General features: G+C 62.3%; 16 protein-coding genes. 13 read left to right on the top strand and 3 right to left on the bottom strand.

Annotated features, from left to right (window positions below; all coding sequences use genetic code 11):
* Nucleotides 1–99 precede the first annotated feature (99 nt).
* From FSY59_RS03455 to FSY59_RS03470, 4 genes are all read left to right on the top strand, one after another.
* Complete coding sequence (locus FSY59_RS03455) at nt 100–966, top strand: 3-keto-5-aminohexanoate cleavage protein (protein WP_050871794.1); 867 nt, start codon at nt 100–102, stop codon at nt 964–966.
* A gap of 18 nt (nt 967–984) precedes the next feature.
* The gene (locus tag FSY59_RS03460; protein ID WP_148728458.1) at nt 985–2,526 is read left to right on the top strand and encodes a class I adenylate-forming enzyme family protein; all 1,542 of its coding nucleotides are present in this window, start codon (nt 985–987) and stop codon (nt 2,524–2,526) included.
* Complete coding sequence (locus FSY59_RS03465) at nt 2,523–3,326, top strand: SDR family oxidoreductase (protein WP_148728459.1); 804 nt, start codon at nt 2,523–2,525, stop codon at nt 3,324–3,326. Before FSY59_RS03460 ends, FSY59_RS03465 begins: the two co-directional genes overlap by 4 nt.
* A gap of 377 nt (nt 3,327–3,703) precedes the next feature.
* Nucleotides 3,704–5,302, top strand: coding sequence for a class I adenylate-forming enzyme family protein (locus FSY59_RS03470; RefSeq protein WP_148728460.1), 1,599 nt, complete (start codon nt 3,704–3,706; stop codon nt 5,300–5,302).
* A gap of 54 nt (nt 5,303–5,356) precedes the next feature.
* On the opposite strand, the gene FSY59_RS03475 is transcribed toward FSY59_RS03470, so the two are convergent.
* Nucleotides 5,357–6,154 (bottom strand): SDR family oxidoreductase, encoded by a 798-nt coding sequence (locus FSY59_RS03475; protein WP_148728461.1) that lies wholly within the window; start codon nt 6,152–6,154, stop codon nt 5,357–5,359.
* Between the two features lie 309 nt (nt 6,155–6,463).
* Here FSY59_RS03475 and FSY59_RS03480 point away from each other — a divergent pair, with 309 nt between their 5' ends.
* The 3 genes from FSY59_RS03480 to FSY59_RS03490 all read left to right on the top strand — a co-directional run bounded on the left by FSY59_RS03480 (nt 6,464) and on the right by FSY59_RS03490 (nt 9,689).
* On the top strand, nt 6,464–7,213 hold the full coding sequence (locus FSY59_RS03480) for an SDR family NAD(P)-dependent oxidoreductase (RefSeq protein ID WP_148728462.1): 750 nt from the start codon (nt 6,464–6,466) through the stop codon (nt 7,211–7,213).
* Between the two features lie 9 nt (nt 7,214–7,222).
* Nucleotides 7,223–8,686, top strand: a complete 1,464-nt coding sequence (locus tag FSY59_RS03485) for an NAD(P)/FAD-dependent oxidoreductase (protein WP_043372093.1) — start codon at nt 7,223–7,225, stop codon at nt 8,684–8,686.
* A gap of 61 nt (nt 8,687–8,747) precedes the next feature.
* A complete protein-coding gene (locus tag FSY59_RS03490) occupies nt 8,748–9,689 on the top strand; it encodes an alpha/beta hydrolase (protein WP_003056447.1) in 942 nt (313 codons plus the stop codon).
* Nucleotides 9,690–9,948: 259 nt separating this feature from the next.
* Here FSY59_RS03490 and FSY59_RS03495 read toward each other — a convergent pair whose 3' ends face one another.
* Nucleotides 9,949–11,955, bottom strand: a complete 2,007-nt coding sequence (locus FSY59_RS03495) for a U32 family peptidase (protein WP_148728463.1) — start codon at nt 11,953–11,955, stop codon at nt 9,949–9,951.
* A gap of 59 nt (nt 11,956–12,014) precedes the next feature.
* Nucleotides 12,015–12,749 (bottom strand): NUDIX domain-containing protein, encoded by a 735-nt coding sequence (locus FSY59_RS03500; protein WP_019043523.1) that lies wholly within the window; start codon nt 12,747–12,749, stop codon nt 12,015–12,017.
* Between the two features lie 170 nt (nt 12,750–12,919).
* Between FSY59_RS03500 and FSY59_RS03505 the strand changes: the two genes are divergently transcribed.
* From FSY59_RS03505 to tadA, 6 genes are all read left to right on the top strand, one after another.
* On the top strand, nt 12,920–13,471 hold the full coding sequence (locus FSY59_RS03505) for an RNA 2'-phosphotransferase (RefSeq protein WP_148728464.1): 552 nt from the start codon (nt 12,920–12,922) through the stop codon (nt 13,469–13,471).
* Nucleotides 13,468–14,091: an HAD family hydrolase gene (locus FSY59_RS03510; RefSeq protein ID WP_003056443.1), complete on the top strand. Its 624-nt coding sequence runs from the start codon at nt 13,468–13,470 to the stop codon at nt 14,089–14,091. The genes FSY59_RS03505 and FSY59_RS03510 overlap by 4 nt, the downstream gene beginning before the upstream one ends.
* On the top strand, nt 14,088–14,657 hold the full coding sequence (locus tag FSY59_RS03515) for an NADAR family protein (protein WP_003056442.1): 570 nt from the start codon (nt 14,088–14,090) through the stop codon (nt 14,655–14,657). Before FSY59_RS03510 ends, FSY59_RS03515 begins: the two co-directional genes overlap by 4 nt.
* The gene (locus tag FSY59_RS03520) at nt 14,654–15,565 is read left to right on the top strand and encodes an ADP-ribosylglycohydrolase family protein (protein ID WP_003056441.1); all 912 of its coding nucleotides are present in this window, start codon (nt 14,654–14,656) and stop codon (nt 15,563–15,565) included. Before FSY59_RS03515 ends, FSY59_RS03520 begins: the two co-directional genes overlap by 4 nt.
* A 465-nt stretch (nt 15,566–16,030) precedes the next feature.
* Entirely contained in the window at nt 16,031–17,218 is a 1,188-nt protein-coding gene (locus FSY59_RS03525; protein ID WP_019043526.1) for a branched-chain amino acid ABC transporter substrate-binding protein, read from the top strand.
* A gap of 61 nt (nt 17,219–17,279) precedes the next feature.
* Nucleotides 17,280–18,671 (top strand): tRNA adenosine(34) deaminase TadA, encoded by a 1,392-nt coding sequence (gene tadA / locus FSY59_RS03530; RefSeq protein ID WP_148728465.1) that lies wholly within the window; start codon nt 17,280–17,282, stop codon nt 18,669–18,671.
* The last annotated feature ends 92 nt before the right edge of the window (nt 18,672–18,763 follow it).

Consider the following 18,763-nt stretch of genomic DNA (forward strand, 5'->3'; position numbering starts at 1 on the left):
GGCTGTCGCAGCGGCAGTCGTCGTTGTCGGGGAATTTGAGCGAAATCAGCCTGAAACGCTTATTTCTAAGGCGTTTTCAGCTTCTATTTAAGGAGCAATATGTCCGATAAAGCCATTATTACCTGTTCCATTACCGGGGTGCTGACCGACCCGAATCAGCATCATGTGCCGGTGACGCCAGAGCAGCTGGCGCAGGAAGCACGCCGAGCCTATGACGCTGGCGCGTCCGTGGTGCATGTGCACTTCAGGCGCCAGGAAGAGGGCAAGGGGCATCTGCCCAGCTGGGACCCGGCAGTGGCCAGGGCCTGCGTGGATGCCATGCGTGCAGCCTGCCCTGAGCTGATCATCAATCAGACCACCGGCGTGGTTGGCCCCGATTACCAGGGGCCGCTGGACTGTCTGCGTGCCACGCGACCCGAGATGGCGGCCTGCAATGCGGGCTCGCTCAACTATCTCAAAACCCGCAGCGACGGAAGCTGGGCCTGGCCGCCCATGCTGTTCGACAATCAGCCCGCCAAGGTGCAGGACTTTCTGGATGTGATGGCCGAGACCCACACACTGCCCGAGTTCGAGTGCTTTGACGTGGGCATCGTGCGCTGCGTGGGCATGTATGTGGAAACCGGCATGTATCAGGGCCTGCCCGAATACAACTTCGTGATGGGGGTGGAGTCGGGCATGCCGGCCGATCCCGATCTGCTGCCCATTCTGCTCAAGCTCAAGATCAAGGATGCGCCCTGGCAGACCACGCTGATCGGGCGCAGCGAAATCTGGCCCACCCATCTGCGCACGGCCGAGCTCGGCGGACATCTGCGCAGCGGGCTGGAGGACACTTTCTATCTGCCGGACGGCAGCAAGGTAGCATCCAACGCTCCGCTGATCGAGCAGCTGGCGCACTATGCGCGTGATGTGGGGCGTGAAGTCGCCACTCCCAGGGAAGCCAGGCAGATGCTGCATCTTGCAGCATGAATCGTGGAGAGCTTGCAGATGAACGCTTGTACTCCTCCCCGGACCGTGGCCCAGGCAGTGGCGCAGACCGTGGCCGCGCACCCAGACAGGACCGCCTACATCGACCAGGGGCGCAGCTACTGCTGGCAGCAGGTGGATGTGATGGTCGGCGCCTGGGCTGCTCATCTGTCCTCGCTGGGTCTGCGGCACGGTGATCGCATCGGCATCATTCTGCCCAATGGTCTGCCCTGGGTGCTGAGCTATCTGGCTGCGGCGAAGACGGGGCTGGTCGTGGTGGGCCTCAGCGTCCGATACCGCGATGCCGAGCTGGACTTCATGCTGCAGGACAGCCAGGTCAAGGCCGTGCTTGCACCGCGCGAGTTTGCCGGCTTCGACTACCAGAGCTATCTGGCGCAGGCCCGTCAGCGTCTTGCGGTGCTGGAGCATCTGCTGTGGGTGGATGAAGGATTCGAGCAGCCGCTGCAGTCCGGCGCAAAAGTCCCGCCTGCAGGCCCCGGCCCTGCACCGGATGACCTGCTGATGATCATCTACACCTCGGGCACCACGGGCAGGCCCAAGGCCGCAGGGCTGACGCACCGCTCCCAGCTGGGCTCGGCGCTGGCGCAGCATGCGCATGTGAGGGCTGCGGCGGACGATGTGGTGCAGCTGGCCATGCCGCTCAACCATGTGGGCGGCATTACCTGCGGGGTACTGACCATGCTGCTGGCGGGCGGCTGCTGCGAGCTGGTGCCCATGTTCAGCCCCGAAGCCTTGCTGAGGATGGCGCAAAAGCACCCTCCGACCTGGCTGGTGGGCGTGCCGACCATGCTGACGCTGCTGCTCATGCATCCGCTTCTGGCCGAGGTGGACATGAGCCGGCTGCGCCTGATCGTGGTGGGCGGCTCGAATGTGGAGCCAGTGCTGCTGCAGCGGCTGCAGCAGCAGTTTGCGGGCGTGAGCATCATGAATCTCTACGGTCTGTCCGAGACTTCGGGGGCCATTGCGATGACGCCCTGGCAGGCAGATCAGCAAGCCCTGCTTCACAGCATAGGCAAGCCGCTGCAAGGGGCACAGCTGCGCGTGGCCGGGGCCGATGGCGAGGAGCTGCGGGCCGGAGAGGTGGGTGAGCTTTGGTTTCGCGGTGCTGGCGTGATTCCGGCCTATGTGGGGCAGCAGCAGGACGAAGAGGTATTTGCCGGCGGCTGGCTGCATTCGGGTGATCTGGGACTGGTCGACGAGCAGGGCCTGATCCACCTCAAGGGGCGGCAAAAAGACATGTTCATACAGGGCGGCTTCAACGTCTATCCCAGCGAAGTGGAGGGCGTGATTGCCAGTCATGCAGGCGTGTTGATGGTGGCCGGCATCGGCGTGCCGGACCCTGTGCTGGGCGAGGTGGGGCGCTATTACATCGTCACCAGGCCCGGTGCCAGCGTGAACGAGGAGGCACTGCTCGCACATTGTCGCCAGCAACTGGCGGACTACAAGCTGCCGCGCCAGCTGGTGTTTCGCACCGAGTTGCCGCTGACCCCGGCAGGAAAGATCCAGAAAGCCTTGCTGCGCGCAGAGGAGTGCCTTCCATGAATGTGCAATTCGATTTTTCGGGCCGCCACGTGATGGTGTTTGGCGGCACTACCGGCATCAACCTGGGCATTGCCCAGAACTACGCGATGGCCGGGGCCAGGGTCTCGGTCGTCAGCCGCAAGCAGGCCAATGTGGATGCAGCCCTGGCGACGCTGGGCGATCAGGCCTTCGGCGTGGTGGCCGATGTGCGCGATGAGCACGCGGTGGGCGCGGCGCTGGCGCAGGCCGTCGCTTGCCATGGGCCGGTCGACGTGCTGGTGTCTGGCGCAGCCGGCAACTTTCTCGCCCCTGCGGAGCAGATGTCGTCCAATGCCTTCAAGGTGGTGGTGGACATCGATCTGCTGGGCAGCTTCCATGTCGCGCGTCAGGCTCTGGCGCATCTGCGCCAGCCCGGGGCGAGCCTGATCTTCATCACCGCACCGCAGTCCACTGTGCCCATGATGTACCAGGCCCATGTCTGCGCCGCCAAGGCGGGAGTGGACCATCTGGCGCGTGTGTTGGCGCTGGAGTGGGGGCCCAAGGGAATTCGTGTGAATGCCATTTCGCCCGGACCCATCGAGGGCACGGAAGGCATGCGCCGCCTGGCCCCGCAAGGTGCCGAGGGGGATGCGCTGGTGCGCGCCATGGTGCCGCTGGGGCGCATGGGAACGACTGCAGATATTGCCCAACTGGCCATGTTTCTGGGAAGCGAAGCGGCCAGCTATATCTCCGGCACGGTCATTGCCTGTGACGGCGGGGCGCAGGGCCAGCTCTCGCCCATGGTTGCCGCCGCCGCCATGGCAATGCCGCAGCAGGATTAGAACGTGCCTACGATCACTACGCCGCCGCGTTGGAGTGCCATCGGGATGAGTTCGAAGCGATGGCTCGCTGCCTGCACCGGGGTGCAAGCAAGAGTCAGCGCACCGCAAATCGCCCGATTTCGCGCCAACCCTTTGGGACAGGGGCTTTGCGCCCGCCCGGTCAGGGGCGGTCTGCGGCGTTGCCTCGCCGGCCGCGCGAATCCTCGCAATAGCACGGCTATTGCTGCGGTATCGCGCGCGTGGGGGCCGCCCCCTTGCATCCCATCCCGCAAAGCCTCTGTCGGGGCGCGAGGAGATCGCAAGCACGTTCTGGGAGACACAACAAGAAAAAGCGTGGGTTATGGGTTCCGGGTTGCACACTATCAAGGAGACAAACCATGATCGAGATGAGTCTGACGAAGGAGGCACGGCGCATCCGGCGCATTGCGCTGGGTGATCTGCTCTACCGCACGGCGCGCAAGTTCGGCGGTCGAACGGCGCTGGTCGATGGCACCGAACGCATCAGCTATGCCGAGCTGGATGCGCGAAGTTCGCGTTTCGCGCACTATCTGCTGTCAACGCTGGGGCCTGGCAAGCAGATAGGCATGCTGTGCGCCAATTCCATAGACATGGTGGTGGCCTGCAACGCCATTCACAAAGCAGGGCAGGTGTGGGTGCCCGTCAATATCAAGCTGGAGGTATCGAGCATCGACTACATCCTGCGGCATGCAGAGGTGTCGGCAGTGGTGGTCGATCAGGAGTTGCTGGCCCTGCCAGGACTGGCCGAGCTTTTGCAGCAGCTGCAACTGCCTCTCATCATTGCGCGCGTGCAACAGCCGCAAGTGCAGCAAGTGCAGCAAGGGCTGTCTGGCCTGTCTCTGGCGCAGGCCGAGGCAGGGCAGGCCAACACCCTGCCCGAGGTCGATATCGACGACAACCAGGCCGCCTTGCTCATGTATACCAGCGGCACCACGGGCAATCCCAAAGGCGTGGTGCATTCCCATCTCTCGGTGTATGCGGCGGTCAAGGGCAATATCGACGAGATGAAATATGGCGAGGCCGATGTGCTCAGCGGCTGGCTTCCCCTGTTCCACTGCGCCCAGCATGCGCTGGTGCAGACCGCGCTGGCGGCAGGCGCCTGCACCGTGCTGACGCGGCAGTTCGTGCCGGCCGAGGTGGGGCAGTTGGTCATCAAGGAGGGGGTAACGATTTTTGTCGGACTGCCCCTGATGTATGCGGCGGTCCTGGCCGATCCGGGTTTTGCGCCGACCACCATACGGCATTGCATTTATGCCATGGCGCCCATTCCAAAGCCCCTGATCGCCCAGATTGCGCAGCGCATGTGCCGCAATATCTCCCTGGCCACGGGGCAGACCGAGATCTATCCGGCCACCATGACTTTCTACCCGCTGCTCAATGCCGAATGCGATGCCAATTTCTGGGGGCGCTCGCTGAGCACCTGCGAGACCGCCGTCATGGATGACGATGGCAATCTGCTGGGTGCGGGCCAGATCGGCGAGATCGTGCATCGCGGCCCCAATGCCATGCTCGGCTATTTCAAGGACCCCAGGGCGACGGCCGAAGCGCAGAAGTTCGGCTGGCACCATACCGGCGATCTGGGCATGTGGGATGGGCAGGGCCGCATGGAGTTCATCGACCGCAAGAAGGACATGATCAAGACCGGCGGTGAAAACGTCGCCAGCGTGAAGGTCGAAGCCGTGGTGCTGGCTCACCCGGAAGTGGCGGCCGCTGCCGTGTTCGGCCTGCCGCATCCCCACTGGAGTGAGGCAGTCTGTGCCTTTGTCATGCGCAAGCCGGGCACGCAGGTGGACTCGGAGTCGATTCTGGCCCATTGCCGCCATCACCTCAGCGGCTTCGAGATGCCCAAGCTGGTGCATTTCGTGGAGGCCTTTCCGTCCACGGCCACGGGCAAGGTGCAGAAGAACGTGATGCGCCGCCAGTTCGAGCAACTGGCCAGGGAGCTCTGGGGCGGATGATCTCTGGCCTCTCACTGCATGGGCTGTCAGGGCCGGGCAAGGCCGGCCCTGGTTTCACGCGGTCTCGCGCGCCCAGCTCAGGACCGGGTCGGCGCGGGTTTCGATGAGCTTGTTGCGGGCCTTGAGCAGCGGATCCAGCATCTCGGGCTGGGGCACGATCCAGTATTCACCGCGCTCGATGGCTGCAAACACGCGCTCTGCAAACTCTTCGGTGTCCAGGCCGTTTTCATCGAGCATATGGGTCATCATGCCGTGAAACTGCGCCGAAGCTGCATCAGGTGCTTCCCGGAAGATGGCGGTCTTGACGGGGCCTGGCGCCAGCAGCGAGACCTTGATCTGCGGATTGATGGCCGCGAGTTCGCCGGCCAGGCCTTCGGTCAGCGCGACCACCGCAAACTTGGTGGCAGAGTAGGGCGTCATCATGGCGCTGGGTAGAAAGCCGCCCACGGATGCCGTGTTGATGATGCGGGCAGGCCGCTCCGCCTTGAGCAGGCGCGGCACAAAAGCGCGCAGGCCGTTGACGATGCCGTTGACATTGACCTGCCAGGCCTGCTGCCACCTGGCATCGCTGATCTCCCAGCTATTGCCGGTGCTCAGCACACCTGCGTTGTTGAACAGCAGATCGACCTGGCCGAAAGCGGCATAGGCCTTGTCGGCCAATGCATCCAGCGATGCCTGACTGGTGACATCGGTGACCACGGCCAATGCCTGATCTCCCAACTCCAGCACGACTTTCTCAAGACCCGCCTGGTCGCGGTCGGCAACCACGACCTGCATTCCAAGGGCGACGGCTTTTTTGGCAAGGCCTGCACCAATTCCACTGGCTGCGCCGGTGATGACAGCAATTTTCATGATTTCCTCATTGGCTAAATATGAGTGGATTAAAGCATTGCCGGCTTGTCGATATTTCCCGCGAATTCCCGCTTGACAGTTATTGGCAGTGTTTACAGTCCATATTGATTGGGTCACTGAAAAAACCTGCTTGACATATAAAAAGACCGGGCACAGTACGTCCAAATGGATTAATGGTTTTCACCAGGGACTGTAAACACAAACTGTTTTTGTAAAGAGGAAAATTCAGAGTGATTTGAATCTGGAAAGAACCAAGAATCTCAATCCTCATCGCCAAGTGGTGGCGGTCAGTCTGTATTGAGGCTTGAAATGAATCCATTCATCAGTGGTTTGAAAGACAAAGTGATCCTGGTCACGGGCGGTGCGTCGGGCATCGGCCTGGCCACTGCCCGGGTTCTGGCCGCCAGCGGCGCCAGGGTGGTGTGTGCCGATCTGCAGCAAAGCCAGGATCTGCCGCAGGGCTGCGAGTTTCGCAGGCTCGACGTGAGCAGCGAGAAGCTGACCCAAGAGCTGGTGGCTTCCATGCTGGACCGCTACGGACAGATTGATGGGCTGGTGACTTCGGCTGGCATCTCGCGTGTCGGCGATCTGGAGAGCATGGCGCTGCAGGAGTGGGAGCAGGTGCTGCAGGTCAATCTGACGGGGACCATGCTCAGTGCCCGTGCCGTGGCCAGCCACATGAAACAGCGACGCCAGGGCTCCATCGTCGCCATCGCCAGCATCAACGGCATGCTGGGCAACCCGAGCAATCTGGCCTATTGCACCTCCAAGGGGGCGGTGATCCAGATGGTGCGCAGTCTGGCCGCGGAGCTCGGTCCCTGCGGCGTGCGGGTCAACAGCATCAGCCCCGGCTATATCCATACGCCCATGACCATCATGCTCGATGAGCAGCCCGTGGGCCAGGCTTTCGAGGCCATGCATTTGCTCAAGCGGGCGGGCAAGTCGCAAGAGGTCGGCAATGCCGTGGCATTTTTGCTTTCCGATATGTCTTCATTTATTACCGGGGTCAATCTCCCGGTGGATGGCGGGTTTTCCGCAGCCAAGGTCATTGCTATTTAAGGATTTCCAATGAAATATGATGTCATTGTGATTGGCTGCGGAATGTCCGGTATTCTGGCAGGCATTCATCTGAAGAATAGTGGAAAGAAATTCATTATTCTGGAAAAGGCGAAAACATTGGGCGGAACCTGGAGAGATAATACCTATCCAGGTTTGACTTGCGATGTGCCATCGCACGCCTATACCTATTCTTTCGAGCCCAATCCCGAATGGTCCAGGGTGCTTCCGCCCGGAGCCGAGATTCAGCAGTATTTCGAAGGTGTTTTCCGGAAATACGGCATTGTCGATTTTTCGCAATTCGATACCGAGGTCACGCGTGCCGAATGGACGGGCGAGGCCTGGACGCTGCAGGATCAGCATGGCAAGCAATACCAGGGCAAGGTGGTGGTTGCCGCCACAGGTGTGCTGCACCACCCCAACTATCCGCAAATCAAGGGGCTGGAGGAATTTGGGGGGAACCTGATCCACAGTGCGCGCTGGGATCATTCGATACCGCTGGACGGCAAGAGGATCGCCATCATCGGCACCGGATCGACAGGCGTGCAAATCGTCTCGGCACTCGCATCGCGTGCCAAGGTACGGCATTTTCAGCGCACTGCCCAATGGATCTTCCCGGTCGAGAATCCAGCTTTCAGCGAAGAGCAGCGTGCCGAATTCCGCAGCAACCGCGATCTGCTGGTTTATCTGCAGCGCGAACCCACCTATATGGCCAATGTGGAGCGTTTTACCGAAGGGGTGCTGGATCCGGATTCGGAGCAGATCCAGGAAATCCAGAAAATCTGCCAGGACAACCTCGATGCTTCGGTGACCGATGCCGCCTTGCGGCAAAAACTGCAGCCCCATTACCGTGCTGGTTGCAAGCGTCTGATTTACTCGCCCGACTATTACCAGGCGATCCAGCAGCCGGATTCCGAGCTGATTACCGAAGCTATCGCCCAGGTCGAGAAAAGCGGCGTGCGAACCAGCGACGGGGTGTTGCACGAGGTGGACATCATCGTGCTGGCAACGGGATTCAAGACCGACCGCTATGTGCGCCCCATGCATGTGAAAGGTCTGAACGCTGCGACGCTGGAGCATGCCTGGAGCGATGTGCCCACGGCCTACAAGTCCATCTCGGTGCCTGGCTTTCCCAACTTCTACTTCATGAACGGGCCGACCTCTCCCGTGGGCAATTTCTCGCTGATCGATACCTCGGAAATGCAGTGGGGCTATATCTCGCAGCTGATAGAACGCGGCGAGCAAGCGGGTGTGGCAGGGCTATCGGCCAGGCCCGAAGCACTGGCGCAGTACGACCGTGAGCGCCTGGAGGCCGCCAAAGGCTCGGTCTTCGGCTCGGGCTGCAGCAGCTGGTACCTGGACCGAAACGGGGTGCCCAACACCTGGCCTTGGTCGCAGTCGCGCTTCAGGCAGGAAATGAGCAAGCCGGTGTGGCAGGACTACATCCATCACCAGACCGAAGAGCTGGCGGCCTGACTGCCACCTTGCGCCCGGCCAGAACCGAGCGGGCGCGCTCCATCAACTTCAAGGAGTCCCGATGCCGATACACCCCGAAATGGCAGCCGTGCTGGAGCAGTTCAAGGATGCTCCATCCATGGATTTCGTGACCACTCCGGTGCCCGAAATCCGCAAGCTCATGGACCACATGGCTTTCCCGCCTGCCGACCTGCCCATGCATGAGGTGCGCGAGATCGACATTCCCGGCGGCGATGGCCAGCCGCTGAAGCTGCGCCTGTACCGTCCCGGCTCCGCAGAGGCGGCGCCGGTCATGGTCTATTTCCACGGCGGCGGCTGGTGCATAGGCACGCTGGACACGCATGACAATCTGTGCCGCCATCTGGCGCGCCTGACCGGCATGAATCTGGTGTCGGTCGACTACCGCCTGGCTCCCGAGCATGTCTTCCCTGCCGCGCTGGACGATGCCTATGCCGCCACGCGCTGGGTGGCACTGCATGCGGCCGAGCTGCATTGCGATGCGCGGCAGTTGATGGTGGCGGGTGACAGTGCGGGGGGCAATCTGGCCGTCGCCACCTGTCTGCGCGCGAAGGAGGAGGGCTGGAAAGGCATAGCCCGGCAACTGCTGTTCTATCCGGTCTGCGATGCGCATATGAATGCGCCATCGCATGCGCTATACGGGCAGATGCCGTTTCTCACCACCGAAGCCATGGCCGCGATGTGGCAGCACTATCACCCTGCCATGCCAGCGCATCCCCTGGCCTCCATCATGCAGTACCCCGATGTCGCGGGCCTGCCTGCCGCAGTGCTGGTGACGGCGGAGCTGGACATATTGCGCGACGAGGGCGAGGCTTTTGGCCAGCGTCTGCAGCAGGCCGGCGTGCCCGTTGCCTGCTTGCGTGCGCAAGGCATGTTGCATGGGTTCGCCAGTTTCAGCACCCTGGTGCCGGCGGTGGCAAGGCTGCTCGAAGAGGCTTGTGCAAAGCTGTCCCCGGTCGAGACCTTGGCGCGTGTTCGGTCCTGATTCTTGCAACTGTTAATGCATACAGTTGTGTGTGGTGGAAGCCTCAGTTTTTATCCCCGCATCATGTGGACGCTCTTGTGGAAAACTATGCTTTCAAGCCCTGAAACCCGCGCCAGATGGTGCTTTGCACGGATTGCCTAAAAAATAGACGATTTGCTTGAAGGGATTAAACCAAGGGTTTTCACCAGTGGTTCTGCGTCTGTAAAAAAGCCCGCCAACCATTGCCGGTGGCGGGCCTTTTTGGGGTATTGGCGCGCGCTCAGGAAGGCTGCTGAGGTGTGGGGCGCGTGCGATAGAACTGCATGGGTGACTCCTTCATTTCCCTGGCATGCTGGTTGAGCACCGATTTCTTCATCTTGCCCACCACATGCATTTCGCAGGGCTTGCAGTCAAAACGTAGCGTGAGCTTTTCCTTGCCGTTGATCAGCTGCAGCGGCTCGGCCTTGATGGTGCCCTTGACGCCGATCACGCCCTTGGCCTGCTTGGGGCACAGGCTCATCGAGAAGCGCACGCAGTGCTTGGTGATCATCAGCGAGACTTCGCCTTCCTCTTCCTTGCTCTCGTAGGCGGCGTCGATGATCTTCACGCCATGTTTGACATAGAAGTCATGGGCCTTCTGGTTGTAGACATTGGCCAGATAGGTCAGCGTGTCTTCAGGGAAAGGCACGGGTGGCTCCACAGGCTTGGCGCGGGGCAGGCGCACAAAGCCGTCGGCGCGGGCCTGCTCCAATGCGGCAACGGCATCGCGGCGCAGCTGGTTGAGCACCGATGCCGGGACAAACCAGGGCTGGCCCAGGCTCAGCGAAATATCGTTCACCTCGAAAACCGTGGCGCCAAAGCGTCCCAGTTGCTCGCGCAGAGAGACCTGGGCCTTTGCGGCATCGGTAGCGCTCTGGTGTTCCTGGTCAATGACGGCCGAGCCGACAAAGCCGTCCTCATCGGTCAGCGTCAGCGCGAAGCCTGAAGCGGTTTCCTTGAACTCGGCCCACAGACCGATGCGGCGTTCGCTGGACTTCTTATCCAGTGTGCGCACCCAGTCCATATCGCGGTTGCGGTTGATTTCCAGGCCCTTGCGCAGGTCCTTGAACTCGGCAATCTCGTTCTTGGGGAAGACACGCCAGATGCCTTTTTTGGTACTCACGCATTCGGCACGGTTGATGTGCACGCCCACCAGTTCCTTTTGCAGATCGTAGTAGCACAGGCCGTCGCCGTTGTGCAGCTCGGTGGCCTTGTCGCTGGTCTCGATCTCGAACCATTTGTCGCCGACCTGGGTCACCCAGCCGATGGCACGACCCGGCGTCTTGGGCGTGTCGAAGGCGCCGATGTCATCCTTGCGGCCGTTGACGAAGTAGTCGGTGAACTCGCGGTTGAAATTCTGGTCCGGATCGGGTTCGAACGAAAAGGTGGTGCGGCCTGACGACGAGCGCGCCAGCGGCTGATCGGAGAACTCGCGCTCTTCGATGATTTCGTCGAGCAGCTTGCGGTAATGGGCCGTGATGTTCTTCACATAGCCCATGTCCTTGTAGCGGCCCTCGATCTTGAAGCTGCGCACGCCGGCATCGATCAGCGCACGCAGGTTGTCGCTCTGGTTGTTGTCCTTCATGGACAGCACATGCTTTTCATGCGCGATGATGCGGCCGCTGGCGTCCGTCACCTCATAGGGCAGGCGGCAGGCCTGGTTGCAGTCGCCGCGATTGGCGCTGCGCCCCGTATGGGCATGGCTGATGAAGCACTGGCCCGAATAGGCCACGCACAGTGCGCCATGCACAAAGTACTCGATGGTGGTGCGGCTCGGGTCTGTCGCGGCGCGCATGGCGGCAATCTGCTTGAGGTCCAGCTCGCGCGCCAGCACGATCTGCGACAGACCGGCGTCCTGCAGAAAGCGGCCCTTTTCGGGCGTGCGGATATCGGTCTGGGTGGACGCGTGCAGCTGGATGGGTGGCAGGTCCAGCTCCAGCAGACCCATGTCCTGGATGATCAGTGCATCGGCTCCGGCGTTGTAGATCTGCCAGGCCATATCGCGCGCGCCTTGCAGCTCATCGTCGCGCAAGATGGTGTTGAGCGTGATGAAGATGCGGCTGCCGAAGCGGTGGGCATGCTTGATCAGCCGCTCCAGGTCGCGGATGTCATTGCCTGCCGTCGCGCGCGCGCCAAAGGCCGGGCCGCCGATATAGACGGCGTCCGCGCCATGATTGACGGCTTCGATGCCGATATCGGCATCACGCGCCGGGGACAGGAGTTCGAGCTGGTGGGGCAGGAGAGACATAGGGGCAGGATTATCTCAGCAAGCTCCGGTTTCGGCACAGCGGTGGGTAATCGCCTCGTTCAATGGCCGCGTGGGCTGAAGGTTCGCGGGAAAACCACGGGTCCGCTGCGGTCCGCCAGCCGGTAGCCCATGGCGGGACGGTTCGATGTACCTTCCACATGTCCGGCCTCGAGCAGGAAGTTCGCTGCCAGCATGCGGGTGCGAAAGCCGCTCTTGTCCACGCTGCGTCCCAGCACGGTTTCATAGACTTGCTGCAGCTGGGGCAGGGTAAAAGGCTCGCTCAGCAAGAAAGCGGGCAGCGAGGTGTATTCGACCTTGCTGCGCAGACGTTCAACCGCCGTCTGCAAGATGCTGCCATGGTCGAACGCCAGTGCGGGCCGGTGCAGCAGCTCGTCCACCTCGAACCATGCCACATCGGCCGCATTGGCGCCTTTGGTCAGCTGCAGCTCATGGGCGGGAATCAACGCAAAGTAAACATGGGTGGCCGACCAGCCACGGGGATCGCGCAGGGCGCTGCCCCAGCTGCCGAGCTGCTCCAGATAGGGACTGTCCACACCCGTCTTCTCCTTGAGCTTGCGCGCGGCGCAGGCCTGCAGATCGGCATCCAGTTCCACGTTCACAAATCCGCCGGGCAAGGCCCAGAGGCCGGGAAATGGATCATCGTCGTGACCTGGGCGTTGTACCAGCAATACATTCAAGCGGTCTTGCGCAATCGTGAAGATCACCACATCCACCGTGGTGTAGGGGCGAGGAAAGTCCGGCGCTGGCTTGGAGTGACGCGGTGTAACGCTCATGAATCAGGCTTGACGGGATGAAGGATGGGTTGTATTGTACAACTTGCATAAGTTGCTCAATGCAACTTATGGAGAGAGAACAAGGCAGGGCCCTGGCTGTCCAGTTGGCGAAAGCACCTGTCGAGCGCCAGGCAGGCCGCCTAGAACAAAGAGAAAAAGAGAACAAGAAAATGAAAAATCAAAACACTACCGCACGCAGCAAATTCCTCAGCCTGGTGCTCAGGCATAGTCCCGAGACCATAGGGCTCACGCTCGACGAGGCGGGCTGGGCCCGGACCGATGAACTGCTGGCCTGCCTGGCGCGCTCTGGCCGGCCGACGCGTCTGGAGGAGCTGCAGCGCATCGTGGCGGACAACAACAAGCAGCGCTATTCCTTCAGCGCGGATGGCAAGCGCATACGCGCCAACCAGGGCCACTCCATCAAGGTAGAACTGGGCCTTGAGGCCAGCAGTCCTCCGGCAGTGCTCTACCACGGCACGGCCACGCGTTTTCTGGATGCGATTTTTCATGAGGGCCTTAACCGGCAGTCACGTCACCATGTCCATCTGTCCGACAGCGTGGAAGTGGCCGCTCAGGTCGGCAGTCGCCACGGCAAGCTGGCCCTGCTGCAGGTGGATGCCGCGCGCATGCAGGGCGAGGGCCATGTGTTCTACCGCTCCGACAACGGTGTCTGGCTGACCGATGTCGTCCCGGTCCGGTATCTGCTGAAGCTGCCGTCATGAAAACTTCAAGAATCATAGCTCTCGACGCAGATGGCGTGCTGCTGGACTACAACCTCGCATATGCCTCGGCCTGGGAGCGGGTATTTGGCGAGCGGCCTGTATTGAAGCAGCCTGACGCCTACTGGGCCATGGAGCGATGGGGTGTCGCCAGCCTGCAGGGCGAGGCTCTGAGCCGCTTTCGTGCCAGCCTTGATGCGCAGTTCTGGTCAAGCATTCCCTCGATTGCAGGTGCGCTCCAGGCTTGCGAGCAGCTGTGCGCTGCCGGTTATGAGCTGGTCTGCGTGTCGGCAATTCAGCCGCAGTTCGCCGAGGCAAGGCAGGTCAATCTGCGGCGGCTGGGTTTTCCGATCTCGCGTGTGATCGCCACCAGCGGCCGCGCCGCTCCAGGTCCCAGCCCCAAGGCACAAGCCCTGGCGCAGTTGCAGCCTCTGGCATTTGTCGATGACTTTCTGCCGTATTTCGACGGCGTGGATGCCCGAATTCACAAGGCGCTGGTGCTGCGCGAGCAAGGCGGGTCACCCAATACGGGGCCGGGTCTGCAGGCTGTTGACTCCACTCACGCCACTTTAGCGGACTTTTCCCGTTGGTGGCTCAACCAATATCAAGAAGAACAGACATGAACCGAGATTACGAAATTCGATCCGTAGCCGATCTGGTGGCCCAGCTCGACCAGGGCTACCGTCCCAAATACCTTTGTTTCTGGGGCCATCAGGCTGAAAGGAATGGCTCAGTGGGCAAAGGCTGTCTGAGCCAGTGGTTTTCTGCTCCATTCACTGTCGAGGGGGATCGCTTTGCCACGGCGGAGCATTTCATGATGGCAGGCAAGGCGCGGCTGTTTGGGGATGAAGAGGCGCGCGCGCAGGTGCTGGCTGCGCCGTCTCCGGCCAGTGCCAAGCAGATTGGGCGCAGCGTGCGCAATTTCGACGAGGCACGCTGGAAGGCGGAGTGCTTCGACATCGTGGTGAGTGCCAATGTCGCCAAATTCACCCAGAACCCGGCCATGGGGGAGTTTCTGCTGAGAACCGGCGAGCGTGTGCTGGTCGAGGCCAGTCCGCGCGACCGCATCTGGGGCATCGGCCTGGGCGCTACCCATCCCGACGCCGAGCAGCCGCGCAAATGGCATGGACAGAACCTGCTGGGTTTTGCGCTGATGGCCGCGCGCACGCAGTTGAGAGCCGAGCAATGAGCACGCTGAACCGTTTTGAAGGTGCTCTGCTGGGGCTGGCTTGCGGCGATGCCGTGGGCACGACACTGGAGTTTCGGGTGCGCGGCAGCTTCGCACCGCTGACCGATATGGTGGGGGGCGGGCCGTTTTCGCTGAGGGCCGGACAATGGACGGATGACACGTCCATGGCTTTGTGCCTGGCCGAGAGCCTGGTCGTCAAAAGCGATTGCGATCCCAGGGACCAGATGACGCGCTATGCCAACTGGTATCAGTGGGGCTACTGGAGTTCCACCGGTCAATGCTTTGATATCGGCATGGCAACGCGCGAGGCAATACAGCAGTACCTGCGTGCCGGCAATGCGCTCGCGGGCAGTGAGGATGCGCGCAGCGCCGGCAATGGCTCGCTGATGCGGCTGGCTCCGGTGGCCATGGCGTATGCCTACGATGAACAAAGAGTGCAGGAGATGGCGGCGCTGAGTTCTCGTACCACGCATGCCGCTGCGGAGTGCCTGGATGCCTGCCGTCTGTTTGCCGTGGCATTGAGCCGTGCCCTGCTGGGTGCCAACAAGGCGCAGGTGCTGGATCTGGCCGCGCTGCCGTTTGGCAGCCCGCGCATCGCCGAGATTGCGCAAGGCAGCTGGCGCAGCAAAAGCCGCGAGCAGATCCAGAGCTCGGGCTATGTGGTGCACAGTCTGGAGGCCGCCTTGTGGTGTTTCGACCGGCACGGGAGCTTTGAAGCCGCCGTGCTGGAGGCGGCCAATCTGGGAGACGATGCTGACACCACTGCGGCCATTGCCGGCCAGATTGCGGGAGCGTTCTGGGGCCGCAGCGGCATTCCTGCACACTGGCTGGAAAGACTGCATCAGCAGACCGAGATTCGCGCGCTGGCGCAGTCTGTTCATGCGCTCAATCAGGTGCTGGCTGGCTGAGGGCCCCTGGTGGCAAACGCTGCGGGGCCTGGTTGACGCATGCGGATCGCGAGATTCCGCGAACCGGCCCAGGCCGCCCCGGCGCAGATCGCGAAAGCGGTTCGGGGTCTGCGCGCTTTGGTGCTGCTGCCAGTCTTGGGAGGGGGATGAAAAAGCTTGTTCTGCGGCCAGGAAAATCCGGTGCGGCAGGCGCCATCCCCTTCAACGGGGCACAATCACAGCGCTGACAAAGTGGCGGTGCGCGAGCGATGCCGCCAGGTTCAGCAGCCCTATCGTCAGCAACCGGAGTCTGTGCCCAGCGCCAGCAGACCCGAGCCAGATCCAGCTCTGCAGCCTTCCCTTCCACTCCAGGGACTGCCCTTCGGTTGCACATTGACGTGGTATGCAAGGTTTGCCGACACGCATCAGGCTCCGGTCTGGCGTAGGCTTGCATGCCACAGCCTTCCGCTTCATCTAGGAGAAAGCATGTCCATGACTGATCGCTCGGCCCAGAGCCGCCGTGTTCGCACCTCGTCTGCCCTGAGCCTGGCGCTGGCCGCCGTGTCCCTGTCGTCCGCTCATGCGGCGGATGCGGAAAAGCCTCTGGTGGTGCGCATCGCCCACGGCGGCCCGGTTTCGGGTCCCATCGCAGCCCTGGGCAAGGATGAGGAGAACGGCGTGCGCATGGCGATTGACGAGCTCAATGCCCGCAAGCTGCAGCTGGGTGGTCGCCCGGTGCAGTGGAAGCTGGAGGCCGGCGACGATGCGGGCGATCCCGGCCAGGCCACGGCGCTGGCACGCCGCTTCTGCGACAAGAAGGTGGCGGCCGTAGTAGGCCATCTTCAGTCGGGTACGACCTTGCCGGCGGCCAAGATCTACAACGACTGCGGTATTCCCAATATCACCCCTGCAGCCACCAATCCCGCAATTACCGAGGCCGGCTATGACGACACCTTCCGCGTCATTGCCAATGACCGGGCCATGGTCAATGCCTTGCTGGACTATGCCGTCAAGCACCAGGGCGTCAAACGCATCGCGATCGTGGACGATCGCACGGCTTATGGGCAGGGCATCGTCAAGCTGTTTGAAGCCGCAGCGGCCGAGCGCGATGTGCAGATCGTCGACAAGCAGTACACCAGCGACAAGGCCACTCAGTTCTCGTCCATCCTCACCGCCATCAAAGGCCGCAAACCCGATGCGATCTTCTTCGGCGGGCTCGATGCACAGGCCGGACTCATGCTGCGCCAGATGTCGCAGCTGGCCATGAATCAGGTGAAGTTCCTGGGCGGCGATGCGCAATGCTCTGAGCGCCTGCCTGCCATGGCCGACAAGGTGCCGGCGCTCAAGAACGTGGTTTGCGTGATGAGCGGCAGCTCCCTGGGCAATATGCCCGGCGGTCTGCACTGGAAGCAGAAATACGACCAGCATTTTCCCGGCCAGTATCAGGTCTACAGCCCCTACGCGTATGACGCGACCATGGTGCTGGCCAAGGCCATGCTGAGCGCCGATTCGGCCCAGGCCGAGGCGTATCTGCCGCGCCTGCGCCAGACCCGTCACGACGGGGTGACGGGTACGATTGCCTTTGATTCGCAGGGCGAGTTGCAGAATCCGCGCGTCACGCTCTACGGCTATGACTCCGGCGAACGCAAGGAACTGGTGATCAGCAGCCATTGAGCGGCACTGATTTTTTTCGAGCAATTGTCATTCGGGCCTTGTCTGTCAGGCGCATAGAGCTATGAATCTTGATGCTTCCGTGCACGAACACTTCATGCGCCAGGCGCTGGAGCAGGCACGCTGCGCCGCCGCCTGCGGCGAGGTGCCGGTGGGGGCCGTGGTCGTCAAGGACGGGCAGGTCATAGGCCGTGGCCATAACAGCCCGCTTTCGGCCCAGGACCCTACGGCCCATGCCGAGGTGCTGGCCTTGCGCGAGGCGGCACGGACCCTCGGCAATTACCGGCTCGAGGGCTGCACGCTGTATGTGACGCTGGAGCCTTGCACCATGTGCAGCGGCGCCATGCTGCATGCGCGTGTGGACGCCGTGGTCTATGGTGCGGCCGAGCCCAGGACCGGTGCGGCGGGATCGGTGCTCGATGTCTTCGGTTACTCCACCATCAATCACCAGACACGGGTACTGCGCGGCGTGCTGGCCGCGCAATGCTCGGCACTGATGGCGGAGTTCTTCCAGCTGCGACGCCAGGAAAAAAAAGCTCAGCAGCCGCACCCGCTCAGGGACTGGGCACTGCGCAACGCCGATGAGGCGTTTGCCGACCTGCCCGCCTGGCCCTGGCAGCCGCAGTGGCACAGCAATCTGCTGGCGCTGCAGGGCCTGCGTCTGGCCGTGGTCGATGAAGGGCCCGAGGATGCCGCGCTGACTTGGCTGTGTCTGCATGGCAGCCCGGGCTGGGGCTATGGCTTCCGGCATCTGCTGCCCGATCTGCTGGCCGCCGGTCATCGTGTGGTGGTGCCCGATCTGCCGGGGTTCGGCCGCAGCGACCAGCCCAAGAAAGACAAGCAGCACAGCGCTCCATGGCATTGGCAGATCATCGCCGAGCTGATCGAAGCGCTCGACCTGCGGCGGCTGGTACTGGTCGGGCAGGGCGATGGCGGCCGCCTGGGTCTGGCCGCAGCGCAAGCCCTGCCCGAGCGCTTTGCTGGCGCGTGGCTTATCGATACCTGGCCGCTGAACACGCAGCCGCAGCAGCGTCAGCAATGGTTTGAGCAGGCCGCACGCAAGCCGGCCTGGGATGTGGCCAGGGCCATGGCAGGACTGGAAGGGCTGCACACAGCTGTGGATGCCGAAGGACCTGAAGAGGCGCGCGCCTGGAATGCACCGTTTGCGCAGCCCGGCCACCGGGCTGCACTCAAGGCCTGGCCGCGCCTGCAGACCGAGCTGGCGGCGCCGCCCGCCGATCTGCTGCAGCAATGGGCGCAGGCCGGCAGGCTGTGGCTGCAGCCCGTTGCCGCCCAGCAGCCCGTGTCTGCCGCGCAATGGCAGGCAGCCTGGCTGCAGGCCGTGCCGCAACTGGCGGCACAGGCCGGGGTCTGGCGGCAAACCCGGCCTGACGCTCCGGTTCCTGCAGCATGGCAGGGCGGCGGTGCAGCGGCTGTGGAATACTTTGCGCCGTAGCCTGATCGGCCAGACCGGCGGAGCAAGCATCTGAACCAGGACTTATGCAAACAAGAATGCAACAAGGGCTCGCCTTCTGAGGCGGTCGCCCG

The sequence above is a fragment of the Comamonas sp. Z3 genome, assembly GCF_008121565.1.
GTDB lineage: Bacteria > Pseudomonadota > Gammaproteobacteria > Burkholderiales > Burkholderiaceae_C > Comamonas > Comamonas brasiliensis.